We start from the raw sequence: 19343 nt of genomic DNA, 5'->3' as shown, positions 1-19343 counted from the left end.
ACGCGGGGTGGAGCAGCCCGGTAGCTCGTCAGGCTCATAACCTGAAGGTCACAGGTTCAAATCCTGTCCCCGCAACCATCGATCCCATAACTACCCCCGCCGTACCCACGGCGGGGGTTGTTGCGTTTTGGAGGGCCACTCAAAATAGCTAATCACGGTTCGCTTGGTTATTGCGCGGTCGAGCCGCCGTCGATGACGAGCTCGGCCCCGGTCATGTATTTCGACGCATCGCTTGCGAGGAACAGGATGGCGTCGGCGATCTCGTCGGGGGTGCCGATCCGACCGACCGGTATGTCGGCGAGCAAGCGAGCGGCGATTGCGGGGTCGGCGTGAACGCCGGCGCTGAGCGGCGTGGCGATATGGCCCGGATGGACCGAATTGGCGCGGACGCCATTGCCCAAAGCCGCGCATTCGAGCGCGGTCGCCTTGGTGAACATTCGTACCGCGCCCTTCGCCGCGCAATAGCTACCGGTATTGGCGGCGGCGGCGATGCCGCGGATCGACGACATATTGACGATCGCGCCGCTCCCCGATCGTGCCAGGAGCGGTAGCAGGTGTTTCGTCGCGAGAAACACGCTGTCGAGATTGACCGCCATGATCGCGCGCCAATGGGCGAGCGAGGTGTCCGCGATCGAGCGGAACACGCCGAATCCCGCGTTGTTGACCAGGATATCGAGGCGTCCGGCGTCCCGGTCGATCTCATCGGCCAATTTCGTCCAGGCAGCTTCGTCGGTGACATCCATCGTGACGCCGCGATGCCGGCCGGCACCGAGCGACTCGACTGCCGCGGCCAGCCGTCCGGCATTGCGGTCGACCAGGATGACGGCTGCGTCCGCCGCGGCGAAGCGGCGCGCGGTCGCGAGCCCGATTCCCGATGCCGCGCCGGTCACCAGCGCGACCTTGCCGGTTAGATCGTCCATCTAAAAGCCGCCTTTCCTGATCCTCATCACGCTGACCAAACCGTCCGTTGACGTGTTCGCGATCCTGCCGTTAGCATAACCGTCCGACCGGTTGGTCTAGCAAAAAGGAGAGGCGCGCAATGACCGCAGCTGCGGTAGCACTCGGCGCCGTGGGGCGTGTTCGCGCCCACGCGCCAAAGACCTTGGCGGGGTATCGCCGCTTCCGGTCGGTGATCGAGAACGACGGCGCCTTGCCGAAAACGCTCAAACATCTGTTTGTCGCGGCGGCGGCGTGCGTGAAGGGCTATCCCGACATGGCCGAGCGCGAGCTGCGCGCCGCGGCAGCAGCGGGGCTCGACGTCGAGCTTGCCGGATGCGCCGTGGCGATCCTCGCGAGTTCGCGTGGCGAGGGCGCCGCACTACGCTTCGAATCGATCTACGCGCGCGTCTATCCCGACAGTGCCCGGATCGAGGCCGATGAGCGCGAGCTGGTTGTCGCGCCGGGCGAGGCGGAGCGGAATTTCCTCGCTTATTTCAAAACGATGCCGCCGTCGCTCGGCAAGTTGCTCGATCTCGTGCCGGTCGGGGGCGATGCTTATTATCTGATGCGGGAGGGAACGCTGTCGGGCACCGCACTCGCGCCGCGCCATGCTGAGCTGTTGTTGGTTACGGTGCTGGCGGCGGACTACAGCAACTGGGCGTCAGTGCATATGGACGGTGCGCGGCGCGCTGGTGCGACCGAGACCGAAGTTGCCGAGGCGGTGTTGTGCGCGGTGCCGGTCGCCGGCCTGTCGGCCTGGGTGGTCGGCGCGACGGCGATGGATGCCGGGACGAAATGAGCAATGCTCCCCTGTCTTGAGTTCGCGAACGTGCCGGGGCAGGTTCTCGAAATAACAGAGAAAGGATGATCGATGGGCGCCAAGCCAGCGCGAAAACATCGGACCACCGAAGCGCATGACGAAAAGCGCATCGAAATCATCCAGCATTGCGCCACGCTGTTCGACAAGGTCGGTTTTCACAACACGTCGATGCAGATGCTTGCCGACGAGGTCGGGTTGGGAAAGCCGACTCTCTATCACTATTTTCCCAGCAAGCTGTCGATCCTCTACGCGATTCACGAGACGCACATTTCTGCGCTGCTGGACGGACTGAAACACGGCGCGGGCACCGATCCGGTCGACTCCCTGCGCTCGGCATGCGTCGACATCCTCGGCCAGATCGCCACGCACCCCGGCTATGTCCGCGCCTTCATGGACAATTACGGCGACCTCGAAGGCAAGATGCGCGAGGCGATCCGTACCCGCCGCCGCGACTATTTCGACAGGGTCAAGGCGCTCATCATCGAAGGCGTCGAGAGCGGCCGGTTTCGCGCGGTCGACCCGGTGATCACCACCTACGGTTTCCTCGGCATGTGCAACTGGGCATATAAATGGTATCCTCCGATGGCGAAAACGCGCACGCCCGAAGAGGTCGCCGATGCGTTGTGCGGCCCATTCTTCGACGGCCTGAAGGCGGGATAGGACGCGATGCACGTCGACGAGGACATGCTGACCGCGGTGCGTGTCCGATCGCTGGCGGAAATCCGGCTGGCCGCGGAAGCGTTGCGCGACGCGGTGCACGGTCTGGCCGGCCTGAAAGTAGCGGTCACCGACAATATCGCCGCGGCCGAGCCGATGAAGGATGCCGACGGCGTGATCCTGGCCGGCGAGGTCTTTGGTTTTTCGGGCGAGGATTCGCGCTGGTGGCGCTTTCCGCAGCTGGCGCTAACCTCACCGCTGCCGATGGCGTGCCGGTTCGAGAGCGAGCCGTTCTGGTGCAATGCCGAAGGCATCCGCACGCGCACGCCCAACGCGTTGCTTGCCGGGCTCGACCTTACCAACTTTCGCGAGCGCGCGCTGACCAGCGCGGCGATCGTCGCGCCGATCCATCTGCCGTTCGGGCAGATCGCGGCGGCGAGCTTTCTGTCGCCCGATCCCGCGGTCGACGATCTTTCAGCCCCGTTCGAGGCGGTCGGCGAGGCGCTGGCGCTGCTCGCGCGGATCTTCGTCGCAAGCTACGTCAAGGTCACCGAGCGGCGCGCGGCCAGCATCGCGCGGGTCATGCTGACCAAGCGTGAGGTCGAATGCCTGCGCTGGGCGGCGGCGGGCAAGACCAACGACGAGATCGCGATGATCGTCAATCTCAAGCGTACCACGATACGCTTCCACATCCGGTCGGCGGCGCAGAAGCTCGACGCGGTCAACCGCGATCAAGCCTTGTTCAAGGCCGCGCAGCTCGGCTTCCTCGGTACCTTGCGCTAGACCCTAGCCGAGATCCCTCGCTGACCCATTGGACAGAGGCGTTGTTCGACCTGCCCGACTAGGTTTTGGGGCAGGAGGACGGATATGCCTGATCTGGCACCGCCGATCGACGATCGGTTGCTGCATGTCGACGCGGACGGCGCCCTGATGCTGCTGGCGGCCCGCGAGCGCGAGAGTGGCCGATTGGTGTTCCCGGCGCCGGGAGATGCCGATCCCGAGCGATACGAATCCGTCCTCTTGCCGCGCGAAGGCCGGCTCTGGTCGTGGACGGTTCAGCGCTTCCGCCCCAAATCGCCGCCTTATGCGGGGCCTGAGGCATTCGCGCCTTATGCCGTGGGCTATGTCGCGCTCGGCGACGCGATTATCGTCGAGGGGCGGCTTACTGGCGCGCCGCTCGATGGCTTCGCGATCGACATGAAGATGCGGCTCGTCGCCGAACCCTTCACGCTGGAAAGCGGCGAGCGGCGGACGACATTCGCGTTCGCTCCGATCACGGAGAAAGCGGCGTGAGCGATGTCTATATCGTCGGTGCCGGCATCCACCCGTTCGGGCGCACGCAGGAACGTACCGGGCTGCAGCAGGGTGTGTTCGCGGTGCGCCAGGCGCTCGGCCGCGCCGGGCTGGACTGGCGCGACATCCAATTCGCTTATGGCGGATCGGACGCCGCCGGCAAGGCCGACACGATGGTGTCCGAGCTCGGGTTGACCGGACTGCCGTTCATCAACGTTGCCAATGGCTGCGCGACCGGAGGGTCGGCGATGTTCGGCGCTTACTCGACGATCAAGTCCGGCGAGTTCGACCTCGGCATTGCGGTCGGCTTCGACAAGCACCCGCGTGGCGCCTTCGACCCCAAGCCCGCTGAATGGGGGCTGCCCGACTGGTATGGCGAGACCGGGCTGATGCTGACCACGCAGTTCTTCGCCATGAAGATCCAGCGCTACATGGCGATGCACGGCATCACTAACCGCACGCTGGCGGCGGTCGCTGAAAAGGCCTTCGCCAACGGCGCGCTCGCCGATCATGCCTGGCGGCGCGAACCGGTCGATGCCGAGACGATCCTGTCTTCGACGATGGTCAGCGACCCACTGACCAAGTTCATGTTCTGCTCGCCCGCCGAGGGTGCGGTCGCGCTGATCCTTGCCAGCGAGGCGAAGGCGAAATCGCTCGGCCTGCCCGCCGTCCGCCTGCGTGCGGTGGCGGTGCGCAGCCGCCCGCCGGGGTCGTTCGAGGTCTTTTCGCCCGCGCTCGACATCGCCCGTGGCCTCTCGCCGACCAGCATCGCGTCGCGCGCCGCCTATGAGATGGCCGGGGTTGGACCCGAGGACGTGGACCTCGCACAGCTTCAGGATACCGAGAGCGGCGCCGAGATCATGCACATGGCCGAAAATGGCTTCTGCGCCGACGGCGAGCAGCAAGCCTGGATCGCCGAAGGTCGCACCCGGATCGACGGAATTCTGCCGATCAACACCGACGGCGGCTGCCTTGCCTGCGGCGAGCCGATCGGCGCCTCCGGGTTGCGCCAGGTGTATGAAAATTACGTCCAGCTGACCGGGCAGGCGGGCGCGCGGCAAGTGACCGGCGATCCGCGGATCGGCTACAGCCACGTATACGGCGCGCCCGGCGTCTCGGCCGTAGCGATCGTAGAGCGGGCCTGATGGACCTCGTGCTTTCGCCCGAACAACGTGCCTTCCGGGAAGAGGTGCGCGGCTTCCTCGACACTGCGCTCACCCCCGCGATGCGGCGCGGTGCGGCGCTGACCTCGGGCGTCTTCGCCGAGCCCGACGTATATCGGGCGTGGCAGGGCGCGCTCGAGGCCAAGGGCTGGCTGACCTATTTCTGGCCGGCGAGCGCGGGCGGCCCAGGTTGGGGCGCGGTCGAGCGCTGGATTTTCGAGACCGAATGCGCACGGGCCGGGGCGCCGATCCTGCCCGGCATGGGGCTGAAGCTGGTCGGGCCGGTCCTCTACACCTATGGCACGCCCGAGCAGCAGCAACGCTTCCTGCCGGCGCTGCGTTCGGGCGAGCATGTCTGGGCGCAAGGCTTCTCGGAGCCCGGCTCGGGCTCCGACCTCGCCAGCCTGCGTACCCGTGCGGTGCGCGACGGCAACGAATATGTCGTGACCGGACAGAAGATCTGGACCACCCAGGCGCAGTTCGCCAATTGGCTGTTCGCGCTGGTGCGCACCGACCCGGCGGTCAAGCCGCAGGCGGGAATCTCGTTCCTGTTGATCGACATGACCTCGCCCGGCGTCGCCGTGCGCCCTATCCTGAGTGCGTCGGGCGATCATGAGCTCAACGAAGTGTTCCTGGACGAGGTTCGCGTGCCGGTCGCCAACCGCATCGGCGCGGAAGGCGAGGGCTGGGGCATTGCCAAGTTCCTGCTTGAGAACGAACGCGGCGGCACGGGTTATGCCCCGCAATTGCTCGCCGATCTCGATCGACTGGTCGCCGCGGCTTCACCGCTCGGTGCGCTGCTTGCCGACCGCGCGACGCGCCTCCGGCTCGAGGCCGAGGCGCTCGAAATGACCGAATTACGGACGCTGCTGGAAATCGAGGAGGGTCAGCCACCCGCACCGCGCAGCCTCGCGATCAAGCTGGTCGCGTCGGAAATCCGCCAGGGGATCGAGACGCTGGCGGTCGACGCGTTCGGCCTCGCCGGACTCCAGCTGCCCGCCCAGCGCCCGTTCCATGCGGATGATGCGCCGCCGCTGGTCGGCCCGCCCGAGGCGGGGCTGGCTGCCGCCCGCTATCTCAACGCCCGTGCCTGGTCGATTTTCGGCGGAACGAGCGAGATCCAGCTCAACCTGATCGCGCGCGCCGCGCCGGCCGCGCCCTGACTTTCGCGAAAGGATCGCCTTCGTGGCCGACGCCTATATCGTTTCCGCCCGACGCACCGCCGGCGGCCGCCGCAACGGGCAGCTCTCCGATATTCACCCCGCCGACCTCGGCGGGCGCGTGCTCGACGCGATCGTCGCGGAGACCGGGGTCGATCCGGCGGCGATCGACGACGTCACCATCGTCGAGCGGGTCTGACATGCGGCTGGAGCCCAGCGAGGAACAGGCGATGCTGCGCGAGACGGTCGCGCGGTTCCTCGCCGATCGTGGTGAGGCGGCGGTGATCGGCGCCGCGCCGATGCCGGCGGCGGACTGGCGCGCGATGGCCGAGCTTGGGTTGTTCCGCTTCCTGTTGCCCGAGCGCGCCGGTGGTATGGGCGGCGGCCCGGATGACGCGATGATCGTCGCCGAGGCGCTAGGCAGGGGGCTGGCGATCACGCCGCTGGGTGAGGGCGTGATCGGCGCGGCCGACATCGTGGCGCGCTATGGCAACGACATGCTCGTCGAACGCTTCGTCGCGCCGGCCATGGCGGGCGAGGCGGTCCTGGCGCTGGCGGTGGGGGCGCTGCGCGAGGAAGCCGGCAGGGTATCGGGCAAGTTTGCGTTCGTGCGGTGGGCGCCGCGGGCGTCGGCGCTTGTCGTCTTGGGGGATAGCGCGGCTTATGTCGTGGCGCTCGATACGGATGGCGCCGCGCTGACGCCGCGGCGGCTCGCCGACGGGACGCCGGCCGCCTGCATCACGTTGGTCGATTGCGAAGCGGCGCGAACCGCGCTGCCGCCCGGTGCCGCCGAAACGGCGCTCGCGATGATCGACCTGACGTATGCCGCAGAGATGACCGGCGCGATGGCGCTGCTTTATGCGCAGACCGTCGACTATGTCGCGACGCGGCGGCAATTCGGCGCCGCGATCGGGACGTTCCAGGCAGTCCAGCACAAGCTCGCGCGCATGTTCGTCGCGCTCGAACAGGCGCGGTCGCTGACGATCAAGGCGGCGGCCGTGGGACGCGACGACGCCGGATTCGTCCGCGCCGCGCGGTCGGCCAAGGCCTATGTCGCCCATGCGGCGCAAGTCCTGGCCGAAGAAGCGGTCCAGCTGCATGGCGGGATCGGCGTCACCAACGAATTGCCGGTCGGGCGCGGCCTGCGGCGGATCATGGTACTCGCGCGCTTGTTCGGTGGCGCGGGCGAAGCGCGGGAGAGGCTCGCGGCATGACGGTCAATCGCCGCTGGACGCTCGCGCGGCGGCCGATGGGGCGGGTCGCGACCGAAGACTTCGCGCTGATCGAGGAGCCGTTCGACGCGCCGACACTGCGGAACGGTGAATTGCTGGTGCGCAATCGCGTGTTCGCGATCGCGCCGACGATCCGCAACTGGCTCAATCCGCCCGGACGCAGCGATCGCGGATCGATCCCGATCGGCGAGGCGATCGCGGGCATGGCGGGTTGCGAGGTCGTTGCCTCACGCCACCCCGATTGGCGAGCGGGCGATCGCCTGATCGCAATGGCGCGCTGGGAGGAGTGGAGCGTGATCGCGCCCGGAACGGCGGCCGTGCCACCGTTCCGGCTGCCGGCGGAGATGGATTTCACGCAGGCGCTGGGGCCGCTCTCGCTCAACAGCCTGACCGCTTATTTCGGCATGACCGAGATCGGGCGCGTCGCTGCCGGCGACGTCGTACTGGTCTCGGGCGCGGCAGGATCGGTCGGGTCGGTCGCTTGCCAGATCGCGCGTATCCTCGGCGCGCGCGTCATCGCGATTGCCGGCGGCCCGGATAAATGCGCGTGGTTGCGCGACGCGTGCGGCGTCGACGCCACAATCGACTATCGGCGTGAGGATGTCGCGGCGCGCCTGGCTGAAACGTGCCCGGACGGGATCGGCCTGTTCTTCGACAATGTGGGCGGGGCGATCCTCGATGCCGCGGTCGACCGGATGGCGTTACGCGGACGGATCGTGCTGTGCGGCCAGATCGCGGCCTATGACGGCGATGCGCCGGCGCAGGGGCCGAGCGACATGATGAAACTGGTCTATCGGCGAATCCGGATGGAAGGTTTCGTCGTCGGCGATTTCGTCGATCGCGCTGATGAGGCACGCGCGGCGCTAGGTAGCTGGATCGACGACGGAATGCTCGCGGTGCGGGTCGATCGGCGTCAGGGTTTCGAGGCGATCCCGGCGGCGTTCGTCGACCTGTTCTCGGGCCGGAACGTGGGGACGCTGATCGTCGCGGCGGATTGAAGCTCAGAGTTGCGTCGCCAGCCGGTGTGCTTCGAATAAGGCTTGCGACAGGCGCCGCGGCGCGATGCAATCGCCGATCGTGTGAACCTCCAACCCGCGGTCCGAGAAGACGGCCGGTCCCGGCCCGGCGGTCGAGCGCCCGGTTTGCACAACCAGCAGGTCGGTCGCGATCGACCACTCCGCACCGCTGGTCACAGCGGAAAAAGCGGCGCTCCGGCCGGCATCATTGTATGATCGTGCCGCCGTCGATGACCAGTTCGGCGCCGGTCATGTAGCTCGATTCGGCTCCGGCGAGGAAGAGGATGGCGTCGGCGATCTCCGCCGCCTGGCCGATCCGCCCGATCGGTATCTGGGCGAGCCGGGCCGCTGCCTTTGCAGGATCGGCGAAGGCCGCGGCCGCCATTGGTGTCTCGATCATACCGGGGTGAACCGAATTGGCGCGCACGCCGTTGCCGAGCGCCGCGCATTCGAGCGCGGTCGCCTTGGTGAACATCCGCACGCCGCCCTTCGAGGCGCAATAGGCGCCGGCATTGACGGCGCCGATGATACCGCGGATCGAAGACACGTTGACGATCGCCCCGTGGCCGGAAGACGCGAGGAGCGGCAGCATCGCGCGCGTGCCGAGGAACACGCTGTCGAGGTTGATCGCCATCGTTTCGCGCCACGTCGCCAAGCTGGTGTCGGCGATCGATGTCAGGGTCGCGATGCCGACATTGTTGACGAGGACGTCGAGGTGGCCTGCTTCCCGGGCGATACGCTCCGCCAGGATCGCCCAGGCTTCCTCGTCGGTCGCGTCGCACGCCGTCGCGTGATGCCGGCCGGGGCTGGGCAGCATCGCGACGGCATCCGCCAGCCGCGCGCCGTCGCGGTCGACGAGATAGACGCGCGCGCCCTCGGTCGCGAAACGGCGGGCGGCAGCCATGCCGATACCCGACGCGGCGCCCGTCACCAGCACGATTTGATCGGTGAACCGGCTCATGCCGTCTGCGGCGCGCGATCGAGCCCCGCGTCGCGGCGGCTCATTGCGACGATGTCGTCGAAATTGGGATTGGCGCGCGCCAATATGTCGTCCGCGCGCTGCCGGATCGCGCGGTCGAATGCGGTCGTGGTGAAGGCGTAGAAGCGATCCTCGGCGATCGCGTCGAATGCCATGTCGGCGGCTTGCTCGGCAGTGGTGGCGTTGCGGTAGAGCTCCTCGCGCATCGCCTCGAGCTCGGCGGATTCGCGCACCGGGCCGTCGCCATCGGCGAATTGGGCGGGGCGGTGGCGCTCGGCATCGTAGATGCCGGTCTTGACCAGGCCCGGGCACAGCATCGTTACACCGATCGGCGCGCCGACCTCCTTCAATCCGGCGTAGAGCGCCTCGGTCGCACGGACAACGGCATGCTTGGCGGCACCGTAGCAAGCCGATCCCGACCCGCTGACCACGCCGGCGACCGATGCGGTGTTGAGAATGTGCCCGGGGCGGCCGGCGGCGATCATCCGCGGCACGAACACGCGCATGCCATGAACCACGCCATAAAGGTTGACGCCGAGCGACCATTGCCAGTCGCCCAAACCATATTCCCAGACTTTGCGATGGCGCCCGCCGGGAACGATCCCGGCATTGTTGCAGAGGAGGTCCACCGTTCCGAACCGGGCATAAGCGGCATCGGCGAGCGCGATAACGCTGGCTTCGTCGGTCACGTCGCAACGTATGGCGAGCGCCCGATCTCGGCCGATCGTCGCGGCGACCGCTTCGGCCTGCTGCTCCTGGATGTCCGCCAGAACGACATTCATCCCCTCCGCCGCGGCGCGCCGGGCCAAAGCGGCGCCGATCCCGCCGCCCGCGCCGGTGATGACTGCGGTCTTGCCAGAAAAGTCGAACATCATGCTGGTCCTTGCATGGGGGATGAGGATTGGGCCGATCGTGCCATTGCCACCCGATACAACCGGGCGGCACGGAACAGGACCAGCGAGCCTGCAGCCGAGGCGGCGAGCGAGAGCGACAAGGCGTAGCGCAGCCCGTCATTGCCCGCGCCGAAATGCCGGATCAGGAGATCGCTCACCATGCCGGTGCACCAGGGCCCCAACCCGAGGCCGAAGAGGTTGAAGATCAGAAGCAACACGGCGTTGCTGAACGCCCGCATGTGCGAGGGGACGAGCGACTGCGTGACCGACAGCACGGGGCCGTAATAAGCGATCATCAAGAGTGCGGCGGCGCTCGCCATCGCGATCGACAGCCCGGTCGATGCCGTCAGATACTGCGCCAGCGCCACGGGCACCGTCGCGCCGATCGTCAGCGCCATCATCCACACGCGCCAGCGCTGGTCGCGCACCGCCAGTCGGTCGGCGAGGTAGCCGCCCAGGAACATGCCGACGGCGCCGCCGGCGCCGCTCTGGATTGCCATCAGCAGTGCGACCTGCGGCAACGACAGGCCGTGGTTGCGGGTGAAGAACGGCGCGTTCCAGGTCATCATCGCATATTGCGCAAAACCGTGCAGCATCACGCCCAGGACGACATAGCGGAACGCCTTTTCGCGCCACAGGAAGGTCAGCGACGCCGCGATGGACAGGCTGGGTGTCTGCGTCTTTCCCTGCTCGAACCAGCCGCGCGGCGGCTCCTTGATCAGCGCCATCGCGATCGGCGCCAGCGCCAGCCCGACCGCGCCGACGACGGCGAACGACCATCGCCATCCGAGCGCGCCGGCGAGCCAGCCGATCGCGCTGTAGCCGAGCATCAGGCCGACCGGCAGCGCCAGGCCCCAGGTCGACATGGCGGTGGCGCGGCGGTCGGGCGGATAATAATCGGCGATCAGCGACACGCTCGCCGGGACGCTCCCCGACTCCCCGATCGCGACGCCGATCCGGAAAAAGACGAGTGTCGCGAAGCCGGCCGCCAGGCCGCTCAAGCCGGTCATTGCGCTCCAGATCGCCAGCGAGACCGCGACGAGGAGCCGCCGGCTCATGCGATCGGCGAGTCGCGCGACGGGCAGCGACAAGGTAGCGTAGAACAGCGCGAAGGAGAGCCCGGTCAATGCGCCCAGCTGCCCGTCCGACAGGCCGAGGTCGATCTTGATCGGGATCTGCAGGATCGAGAGGATCGTCCGGTCGATATAGTTGAAGGTCGAGATCAGGAAGAGCGCGAACAGCGCGCGGCGGCGGACGCCGTCTTCGCGGGCGGATCCGGCCGGGACACCGATGTCGGAAAGAATGGTCATCGCGATTCCTCAGGCCCAGCCGGCCGAGCGCGCGGCGGTGATCCCAAAGGTCGCGGCGAGCGCCAGCCCTCCGGCATAGCCGCGGCCGAAAGCGCCGCCGGCGTCGCTGCCCGCCGCGAACAGCCCGGGGACGGGCGTACCGTCGGCGCGCAACACCCGCGCGCCGGTATCGATCGTCAGTCCGCCGAAAGTGAAGGTGATCGCCGGATGTACGATCAGTGCGTAGAAAGGCGGCTTGTCGAGCGCGGCGAAATCGTCGGTGCGCGGCGGATCCATCACTTCCCAGCCATGCCGCGCCTGATGATTGAACGCGGCAATCGTCGCGCAGGTCGCCGCGCCGTCGAATCCATGCGCGTCGGCGAAAGCTGCGACTTCGTCGAGTGTCCCGGCGACCACGCCCTTCCCGCCATTGTCGATCGCGACCTGCATCTTGTCGAGCGGGATGCCGACCGAGACCACCGGCACAGTGGCATATGCTGCATGCGCGCGCGAATCCCAGAAGCAGATCGCCCGTGAGCCGGGTTGCCGCACCGTCTGGGCGGTATTGGCGTGATCGCCAAAGCTTTCGTCGCAGAACCGCTCGCCCGCTTCGTTGATCAGCAGGGCATGCTCCGAATGATATTGCGACAGCGCGACATAGAGCCGCTCGTCATCCCACACCCGCGGTTCGCTGACGAGATGGCCGTAAAAGCCGGCATTCGTGCCCGCGACCTCGCCGCCGGCCGCCGCGCCGAGACGCAGCCCGGCGCCGTCGCTGATCGGATTCGCGCGCAGCAGCATCCGTTCGGCCTGGGGATGGATGTAGCGCGCGCGCAATTCGGGGGACGCCTGGTATCCGCCGGTCGCGAGCAAGGTCGCGGCTGCCCGCACGGTCACCTCGCCGTCCACGTGCCGCGTTCGTGCCCCGGTCACCGTGCCATCCTCATCCTGCAGCAACGCGGTGGTTTCCGTCTCGAGGATGACGAAGCCGCCATGCTGTTCGACCAAGTCCGCGCAGCCGCGGATATGGGCGTGGATGTCGATCTGATACCCTTGGCCGTGGAGCACGTCGATCCGGGGCGACATCTGGATGCCGCGGCTACGCAGCCAGGCAACCACCGCGGGATAAGTGTCGAACACGATGCCGGCGAGCGCCGGATCACCCCCGCCGTACAGTTCGATCTTCTCGCGCGACGACGCGGTCCAGAACACGCCCCCCGACAGCAAAGCCGATCCGCCCAACGCTGCCGCTTTCTCGACGACGATCACGCGCGCCCCGCGCGCCGCGGCCCAGCCGGCTGCGGACATTCCCGCCATGCCACCGCCGATGACCAGCAGGTCGCACGTGATTGTCGCTTCATCAGTCATGGAGCGTTCCGATGCGCTAGAACCTGGTTTCGACTTGCAGCAGCACCGCTCGCGGCTCGCCGGCGACGGTGAAGACTTCGCCTATGCCGCCCGGCTTGTCGACGCCGAGCGTTCCGTAGCGGCGGTTGGTGAGGTTGCGGCCGATCAGCGACAGCGCCCAACGGTCGTCCGCGGTCGCGATCCGTGCCCCGGCGTTGAACAGGGTGAAGCCCTTTTGGAACGACACCGGGTTGAGGTTGAGCCCGGTATAATAGCCCGACGTATAGCGCAGATCGGCGTTGAGCGTCAGGCGGTACTGCGAAGACAGGTCGAATCCCTGCACGATCCCGGCCGTCACCACCCAGTCGGGCGCGCGATAGACGGGCTTGCCCGAGAGATCCTGGTGCGCCGGTATCGATCCGGCGGCCGGGATGCACCCCGTCGCGACGGTCTGGCCGGCATAACATTGGGCGATCGGGAAGGACTGAAAATAGGCGTCGTTGTAGGAGGCCGTCGTCCGCAAGGTGGTATTGCGCGCGGGACGATAGGATGCCTCGAATTCGATTCCCCTGGTGATCGTGCTGGCCGCGTTCTGGGTCGCGTAGACGGGGGCTCCGTTCGGCAGCACGAGCAGCGAGGTCAGCGGCAGCCCGGTATATTTGTAGCTGAACGCGGTGAGCGTGGTGGTGAGCTTGCCGTTAAACAGCGACGCCTTGGTTCCCAGCTCGAAGCCGCGCACCTTCTCCGCGTTGAAACTCAGCGTATCTTTCGTTGCGGTCGACGCGAGAATACCCGGATTGGAATATCCGCCCGCCAGATAGCCCGTCTTGTACGCGCCGTAGATCAACACGTTGCGATGCGGATGCCAACTCAACGTCGCTTCGGGCGAGAAATTGTCCGCGCTCTTTTCGCCATTGATAATCGTGCCCACCGGCAGGATTCCGACCGCGTTGGAGTTCACGAAGGTGCTGAAGCTGTTGATCTTGTTCTTCTGCCACGTGTAGCGCCCGCCGCCGGCAAGCTCGAGGGTGTCGGAGAATTTGACGATCAATTGCCCGAACCCCGAAAACGCCGTGCTCTCGTTGTGTTGTTCGTTATCATAGGCATGGAATTTGCCGGTCGTGGCATCGGGCAGCAACGCACCGTTGGCACCGCCGACGTACAAGGTCCGCTTGTTCTGTTCATAATGGCCACCAAACGCGACGTTGAACATACCGTCGAATGAGGTGACGGCGCGGACCTCCTCGTAGAAGCTCTTGTTCTTCTCGTTGCTGTACGACCAGAATTGCGAATAGGCCGTGCCGTCGGCATTGCCCTGGCTGACATAGGCATAGTCGTAATAACCGGTGACCGAGGTCAGCTTGATCTTCCCGGCGGTGTAGTTGAGCGTCAGCGTCGGCAGATAGGTATCGTCGCTGGAAAAGGGGCGGCCATTGTCGTGCGCCTTCACCTGCGGCCAGAGGTTGATGATGGTTGGCGACAGCCAGCCCTGTGACGACCGGTCGTCGAGCTTGCAGTCGCCCGTCGGATCCAGCAGCGCCGCGCCCGCGCCCGGCCGCGCCCGGCCGACGGGGCAGCCCATGACTTCGTCGAAGCTCTGCAGGCTCTGGCCTTGATAGCGACTGACGAGCATCTTGAAGGTCGCGTCGAAATTGCCGTCCTCATATTTGAGCGTGAACCGCCCGGCGAGCTTCTTCTCGGCGCCGAGCCGGCTCTGCGCGGGGGGGACGAAGATGCTTCCGGTCGCGGCGCTGCGGAGCAGGTCGGGGACGCCGTTGTTCATGTTGTGGATATAGCCCTGGCTCTGACTCGCGAAGAGCGCGAGGCGGGCGCTGAGCTTGTCGGTGATCGGCCCCGACACCGCCGCCTCGATCGAGGCGGTATCAGCGTTGAATTCATAGCCGCCGCGGACGAAGCCGGAAAAAGTCCGCGTCGGATCGGCCGACTTGATCGACACCACGCCACCGGGGGAGTTCTTGCCGAAGAACAATGCCTGCGGCCCCTTGAGGACGTCGACCGACTCGATGTCGAACAGGGCATCGTTGAGGATACGTCCGCGGCTCATCGCCATGCCGTCGAAATCGAGCAGCACCGATTGCTCGATACCGGCGTCGAGGCTGGCCGAGCTGACGCCGCGCATCGTGATCGAGGTGCCCGACCCCGTGAAACCGCGGTCGAGCGATACTTGCGGCGCTAGGATCTTGATATTGGCGACCGAAGTCAGGTCGTACTGTCGGATTTGCGCGGGCGTGATGACGGTGGCCGCGACGGGGACGTCGATCAGGCGCTCCGCACGCCGCCGCGCAGTCACGACGACGTCCGCGTCGTTGGCGTGATCGACGGGGGCCGCCCTTGCCGTATCGGCCGCGGCTTGCGGCACGGCGGCCGAGGCGCCAGCGGCCGCCGGTTGTTCCTGCGCGGTGGCGGGCGTCGCAAGGGCGGTGGCGAGGGCGCCAAGCGCGGAACTCCAGAATAGCTTGTCCATGTTATTTCCCTCTCCCTTTATGTGATCGCCCCGGTCTCGCCGACGTCATTTCGTTGTGATGTCAGCTTGCGCCCGCTTGCTCGGCCGCACGCCACGCGGCCTTGGCCAGGGGGTCGATGCGCTCGATGATTTCGCCGGCATTCGCCGCTGTTTGCACCCCCTCGCGTGCGCGTCCGGCGATCCCCTGGAGAATGGCGGCGACGCGAAACAGATTGAACGCGATGTAGAAGGGATGCGTCGGGTCAACATCGAACCCGGTGCGCTCGCGATAGCGCCGGGCGTAATCCGCGGGGCTGGGGATGCCGAGCGCGTCGAGGTCGGCGCCTGCCAGCGTGCCGCGCACATCGACGCCTTCCGGTCGGGTCCATTCCATCATGTGGTAGCTGAGGTCGCCGAGCGGATCGCCGAGCGTCGACAGCTCCCAGTCAATCACCGCCACCACGCGCGGCTCGGTCGGGTGGACCAGCAGATTGTGGAACGAATAATCGCCGTGAATGATCGTCGTGCGCTCGGGCAACACCGGGATCGCGCCGGGCAGCCAGGCGATCAGCTTGTCCATTTCCGGAATGTCGCGAGTGCGCGAAGCGTCGTATTGGCGTGACCAGCGCGAGATCTGACGAGCGAAATAATTGCCCGGCTTGCCGTAATCGCGGAGCCCGATCGCCTCGTAATCTACGCTGTGGAGTGCCGCGAGCGCGGCGTTCGCCGAATCGTAGATCGCGGCGCGGTCGTCGCGCGACAGGCCCGGCATCCTGGGGTCCCAGAAAGCACGGCCGGGCACGTGGCGCATGACGTAGAACATCGTGCCAATAACGTCGGTGTCCTCGCACAACACCAACGGTTCGGGCACCGGCAAGCCCGCGTCGAACAGCGCGCGCGTGATGCGGTATTCGCGATCGACGGCATGCGCCGACGCGAGCAGCACGCCTGCCGGCTTGCGGCGCAGGACCAGCTTGCCGGCATTGGTTTCGAGCAGGAAGGTCGGGTTCGACTGCCCGCCCTGGAACTGGCGGACTCCGATGTCGCCGGTGAGGCCTGGAATGGTGCCGCGCAGGTAGCGCGCAAGTTGGTCCTCATCGAACTGGCTGCCCGGGGGCACGGCGACGGTGGCGCCGATCTGTGCGGCGGGTGCGCTCATGCCGCTATCCTTGCGGTGCGATATTTGTCGAGCTCCATCCGCGCGAGCTGGCGTTCATGGACTTCGTCGGGCCCGTCGGTCAGCCGGACGATGCGCGTGTTGGCCCACAATTCGGCGAGCCCGAAATCGTCCGAAACGCCGCCGCCGCCATGTGCCTGGATCGCTTCGTCGACGATCCGCTGTGCCATGCGCGGCGCCGCGATCTTGATCATCGCGATCTCGGCGCGCGCGGCCTTGTTGCCGACCGTGTCCATCATGTGCGCCGCCTTGAGGCAGAGCAGCCGCGCCATCTCGATCTCGCACCGCGCGCGGGCGATCCGCTCCTCCCACACCGAATGCTCGGCGATCGACTTGCCGAAGGCGTGGCGGTCGACCAGCCGGCGGCACATCTTCTCGAGCGCGACCTCCATCGTCGCGATGTTGCGCATCGTGTGGTGGATGCGGCCCGGGCCGAGCCGGCCCTGTGCGATCTCGAACCCCCGTCCTTCGCCGAGCAGCAGGTTCTCGGCGGGGACGCGCACTTCTTCCAGAAGAACCTCGAAATGACCGTGGGGAGCGTGGTCGTAGCCGAAGACGGGCAGATGCCTGACCAGGGTGACGCCGGGCGTATCGCGCGGCACCAGGATCATCGATTGCTGGTTATAGGCGGGTGCGTCAGGGTCGGTCTTGCCCATCAGCACGAAGAAATCGCATTTGGGGTGGCCCGCGCCCGATGACCACCATTTGCGGCCGTTGATCACATAATGCCTGCCGTCGCGCCGGATCTCGGTCTGGATGTTGCGCGCGTCGGACGAAGCCACGGCGGGTTCGGTCATCAGGAACGCCGACCGCGTGACGCCGTCGCGCAGCGGCACCATGAAGCGCTCTTTCTGTGCCGGCGTGCCGTAGCGATGGAGCACCTCGAAATTGCCGGTATCGGGCGCCATGCAGTTGAACACCTCGCTCGCGAACGAGACCCGGCCCATCAATTCGGCGATCGGGGCATAGTCGAGATTGCTGAGCCCGGGGCTGGTGAAATAGGCGTCGTCATGCGCCGATGGGGGCATGAAGAAGTTCCACAATCCCTCTGCTTTCGCCTTGGCCTTGAGCGCCTCAAAGACCGGCGGGATTTCGCGCCAGCGGTCGATCGCCGCCAGTTCGGCGTGATAGACAGGGATCGCGGGGATGATATGCTCATCCATGAACGCGCGGACGCGCGCCATCCATTCGCTCGATCGCTGCGACTGTTCGAACGCCATGGCGCGGATATCCCTCCTGTCGTTTCTTTCGGATCGTTCGTCCGGTCGGTCGGCTGTACTATTTTTCGACCGACCGGTCGGCTGTCAAATAGGACAGTGGGCCGACAGTTGACGCCCGACCAGTCGGTCGACAAGCTTAAGGCAGGAGAGGTCGATGACGACGCCAAGATCATTTGGGCCATTGGGTGATGTCGCGCTGCTGCGCGGCCATGCGCCGTACACGCTTGCCGGCTATGCGGGTTTCCGTGCGGTCATCGATACCGACGGCGCAGTCCCGGCGAGGCTCAAGGCGCTGTTCATTGCGGTCGCCGCGATCGACCGCCGCTATCCCGAACTGGCGCGGCGCGAACTGGCGCGGGGGGCTTCGCTCGGGCTGACCGTTCGCGACGCGACCGCTGGGCTCATCGTCCTCAGCAGCTTGCGCGGCGAAGGCGCGGCGCTCGAATTCGCCGACGTGATCGCGACCGTCTTCGATGACTCCGGCGCACCGCCGCCGCAGGGCCTGCCACACGCCGGGCCGGGGGAGGCGGAAGCCAATTTCCTCGCTTATTTCGGCACGATCCCGGTGCCGCTTGCGCAGCTGATGCGGCTCTGCCCAGCCGCGGCAGATGCTTATTACCTGATGCGCCGCGGCAGCATCGACGCCAACCCGTTGTCGCCCAAACATGGCGAGCTGTTGCTGCTGGCGATCCTGGCGGCCGGCTACAGTCCGATGGCTGCCACGCATGTCCGCGGTGCGCGCATGGCGGGCGCGACCGACCAGGAAATCGCCGAGGCGGTGCTGTGCGCCGTCCCCGCCGCCGGCATCGCCGCCTGGATAGGCGTCGGTGCGATGCTCGCTCCGGACTAATGGTCCGCAGGCCCCAATTTAGCCCAATATCGAAGGAGATTCTGATGGAACTCGAAAAGGACGTCATCCAGTACGAACTGGCCGACAACGGCATCTGCACGATCTGGCTCAATCGTCCCCACAAGCGGAACTGCGTCAGCCCGCAATTGCTGCGCGAACTTGAAGTCGCGGTCGATCGCGCGGCGGCGGACAAGAAAGCGCTCGCCGTGGTGTTCCGTGGACGCGGTAACACCTTCTGTTCGGGCGCGGACCTCGATCAGCTGGTCGGCCCGGTGCTGCACGAATCGACCACCTCGCTGCAGCTCGCGATCGACTCGGCGCGGACCTACGACAAGATCTACAACATGGGTAAGCCGACCATCGCGGCGGTTGAGGGCTATGCCGTCGCCGGCGGGTTCGAGCTGATGATCTCGTGCGACTTCGCGCTGGCGGCGTCCGAGGCGAAGATCGGCGACTTCCATATCCGCCGCGCGCTCTTCGGCGGTGCCGGGCCGATCTATCGCCTGCCGCGCTATATCGGCATGCGCAAGTCGAAGGAGCTGATGCTGACCGGCAAGCTGTTGACCGGTGACGAGACCGTCGAATGGGGTCTGTGCAATGCATCGGCGCCGATGGCCGAGTTCGACCAGCTGATCGCCGATTTCTGCGCGCCGCTGATCGACAAGAGCCCGTTCTGCATGTGGATGACCAAGATGGCGCTCAATCGCGGCATGGATGCGGACACTAACTCGCTGATCACGCTCGAGACGATGACCTGCAACGTCGTGCATCATTCGGCCGATGCCAAGGAAGGCGTCGCGGCGTTCCTCGAAAAGCGCAAGCCGGTCTGGACGGGCAAATAAGG

Annotated in this window: 19 protein-coding genes and 1 tRNA gene; 12 read left to right on the top strand and 8 right to left on the bottom strand. The window is 66.5% G+C overall.

What is annotated here, in order from left to right; translation table 11 throughout:
- Position 1 precedes the first annotated feature (1 nt).
- Positions 2-78, top strand: a tRNA-Met gene (locus NED98_RS21030).
- An 89-nt stretch (positions 79-167) separates the two neighbouring features.
- Here the strand turns inward: NED98_RS21030 and NED98_RS21025 are convergent.
- Entirely contained in the window at positions 168-920 is a 753-nt protein-coding gene (locus tag NED98_RS21025; protein WP_265314361.1) for an SDR family NAD(P)-dependent oxidoreductase, read from the bottom strand.
- A gap of 119 nt (positions 921-1039) precedes the next feature.
- Between NED98_RS21025 and NED98_RS21020 the strand changes: the two genes are divergently transcribed.
- The 9 genes from NED98_RS21020 to NED98_RS20980 all read left to right on the top strand — a co-directional run bounded on the left by NED98_RS21020 (position 1040) and on the right by NED98_RS20980 (position 8262).
- On the top strand, positions 1040-1738 hold the full coding sequence (locus NED98_RS21020) for a carboxymuconolactone decarboxylase family protein (protein WP_265314360.1): 699 nt from the start codon (positions 1040-1042) through the stop codon (positions 1736-1738).
- Positions 1739-1810: 72 nt separating this feature from the next.
- Positions 1811-2419, top strand: a complete 609-nt coding sequence (locus tag NED98_RS21015) for a TetR/AcrR family transcriptional regulator (RefSeq protein WP_265314358.1) — start codon at positions 1811-1813, stop codon at positions 2417-2419.
- Positions 2420-2425: 6 nt separating this feature from the next.
- Positions 2426-3199 (top strand): helix-turn-helix transcriptional regulator, encoded by a 774-nt coding sequence (locus NED98_RS21010; protein WP_432423354.1) that lies wholly within the window; start codon positions 2426-2428, stop codon positions 3197-3199.
- Between the two features lie 84 nt (positions 3200-3283).
- Complete coding sequence (locus NED98_RS21005; RefSeq protein WP_265314357.1) at positions 3284-3709, top strand: Zn-ribbon domain-containing OB-fold protein; 426 nt, start codon at positions 3284-3286, stop codon at positions 3707-3709.
- Complete coding sequence (locus NED98_RS21000; protein ID WP_265314355.1) at positions 3706-4854, top strand: thiolase family protein; 1149 nt, start codon at positions 3706-3708, stop codon at positions 4852-4854. The genes NED98_RS21005 and NED98_RS21000 overlap by 4 nt, the downstream gene beginning before the upstream one ends.
- The gene (locus NED98_RS20995; RefSeq protein ID WP_265314354.1) at positions 4854-6035 is read left to right on the top strand and encodes an acyl-CoA dehydrogenase family protein; all 1182 of its coding nucleotides are present in this window, start codon (positions 4854-4856) and stop codon (positions 6033-6035) included. The genes NED98_RS21000 and NED98_RS20995 overlap by 1 nt, the downstream gene beginning before the upstream one ends.
- Before the next feature lie 22 nt (positions 6036-6057).
- Complete coding sequence (locus NED98_RS20990; RefSeq protein WP_349293280.1) at positions 6058-6231, top strand: thiolase family protein; 174 nt, start codon at positions 6058-6060, stop codon at positions 6229-6231.
- Position 6232: 1 nt separating this feature from the next.
- Complete coding sequence (locus NED98_RS20985) at positions 6233-7246, top strand: acyl-CoA dehydrogenase family protein (protein ID WP_265314353.1); 1014 nt, start codon at positions 6233-6235, stop codon at positions 7244-7246.
- Positions 7243-8262, top strand: a complete 1020-nt coding sequence (locus tag NED98_RS20980; protein WP_265314352.1) for an NADP-dependent oxidoreductase — start codon at positions 7243-7245, stop codon at positions 8260-8262. Before NED98_RS20985 ends, NED98_RS20980 begins: the two co-directional genes overlap by 4 nt.
- Positions 8263-8485: 223 nt before the next feature.
- Here the strand turns inward: NED98_RS20980 and NED98_RS20975 are convergent, their stop codons facing one another.
- The 7 genes from NED98_RS20975 to NED98_RS20945 all read right to left on the bottom strand — a co-directional run bounded on the left by NED98_RS20975 (position 8486) and on the right by NED98_RS20945 (position 17649).
- Positions 8486-9241: an SDR family NAD(P)-dependent oxidoreductase gene (locus tag NED98_RS20975; RefSeq protein ID WP_265314350.1), complete on the bottom strand. Its 756-nt coding sequence runs from the start codon at positions 9239-9241 to the stop codon at positions 8486-8488.
- Positions 9238-10131 (bottom strand): SDR family NAD(P)-dependent oxidoreductase, encoded by an 894-nt coding sequence (locus NED98_RS20970; protein ID WP_265314348.1) that lies wholly within the window; start codon positions 10129-10131, stop codon positions 9238-9240. The genes NED98_RS20975 and NED98_RS20970 overlap by 4 nt, the downstream gene beginning before the upstream one ends.
- Positions 10131-11462 (bottom strand): spinster family MFS transporter, encoded by a 1332-nt coding sequence (locus tag NED98_RS20965; RefSeq protein ID WP_265314347.1) that lies wholly within the window; start codon positions 11460-11462, stop codon positions 10131-10133. The genes NED98_RS20970 and NED98_RS20965 overlap by 1 nt, the downstream gene beginning before the upstream one ends.
- A gap of 9 nt (positions 11463-11471) precedes the next feature.
- Positions 11472-12809, bottom strand: coding sequence for an FAD-dependent oxidoreductase (locus NED98_RS20960; RefSeq protein WP_265314345.1), 1338 nt, complete (start codon positions 12807-12809; stop codon positions 11472-11474).
- A gap of 16 nt (positions 12810-12825) precedes the next feature.
- A complete protein-coding gene (locus NED98_RS20955) occupies positions 12826-15273 on the bottom strand; it encodes a TonB-dependent receptor (protein WP_265314344.1) in 2448 nt (815 codons plus the stop codon).
- A gap of 61 nt (positions 15274-15334) precedes the next feature.
- Positions 15335-16411, bottom strand: coding sequence for a phosphotransferase family protein (locus NED98_RS20950; protein WP_265314343.1), 1077 nt, complete (start codon positions 16409-16411; stop codon positions 15335-15337).
- Complete coding sequence (locus tag NED98_RS20945; RefSeq protein ID WP_265314341.1) at positions 16408-17649, bottom strand: acyl-CoA dehydrogenase family protein; 1242 nt, start codon at positions 17647-17649, stop codon at positions 16408-16410. The genes NED98_RS20950 and NED98_RS20945 overlap by 4 nt, the downstream gene beginning before the upstream one ends.
- A 154-nt stretch (positions 17650-17803) precedes the next feature.
- Between NED98_RS20945 and NED98_RS20940 the strand changes: the two genes are divergently transcribed.
- Positions 17804-18499: a carboxymuconolactone decarboxylase family protein gene (locus NED98_RS20940; protein WP_265314340.1), complete on the top strand. Its 696-nt coding sequence runs from the start codon at positions 17804-17806 to the stop codon at positions 18497-18499.
- A gap of 44 nt (positions 18500-18543) precedes the next feature.
- Complete coding sequence (locus tag NED98_RS20935; protein WP_265314339.1) at positions 18544-19341, top strand: enoyl-CoA hydratase/isomerase family protein; 798 nt, start codon at positions 18544-18546, stop codon at positions 19339-19341.
- Positions 19342-19343: the final 2 nt, after the last annotated feature.

Source organism: Sphingomonas lycopersici (assembly GCF_026130605.1).
GTDB classification, from domain to species: domain Bacteria; phylum Pseudomonadota; class Alphaproteobacteria; order Sphingomonadales; family Sphingomonadaceae; genus Sphingomonas; species Sphingomonas lycopersici.
This window is presented reverse-complemented; position numbering and strand designations above follow the sequence as displayed.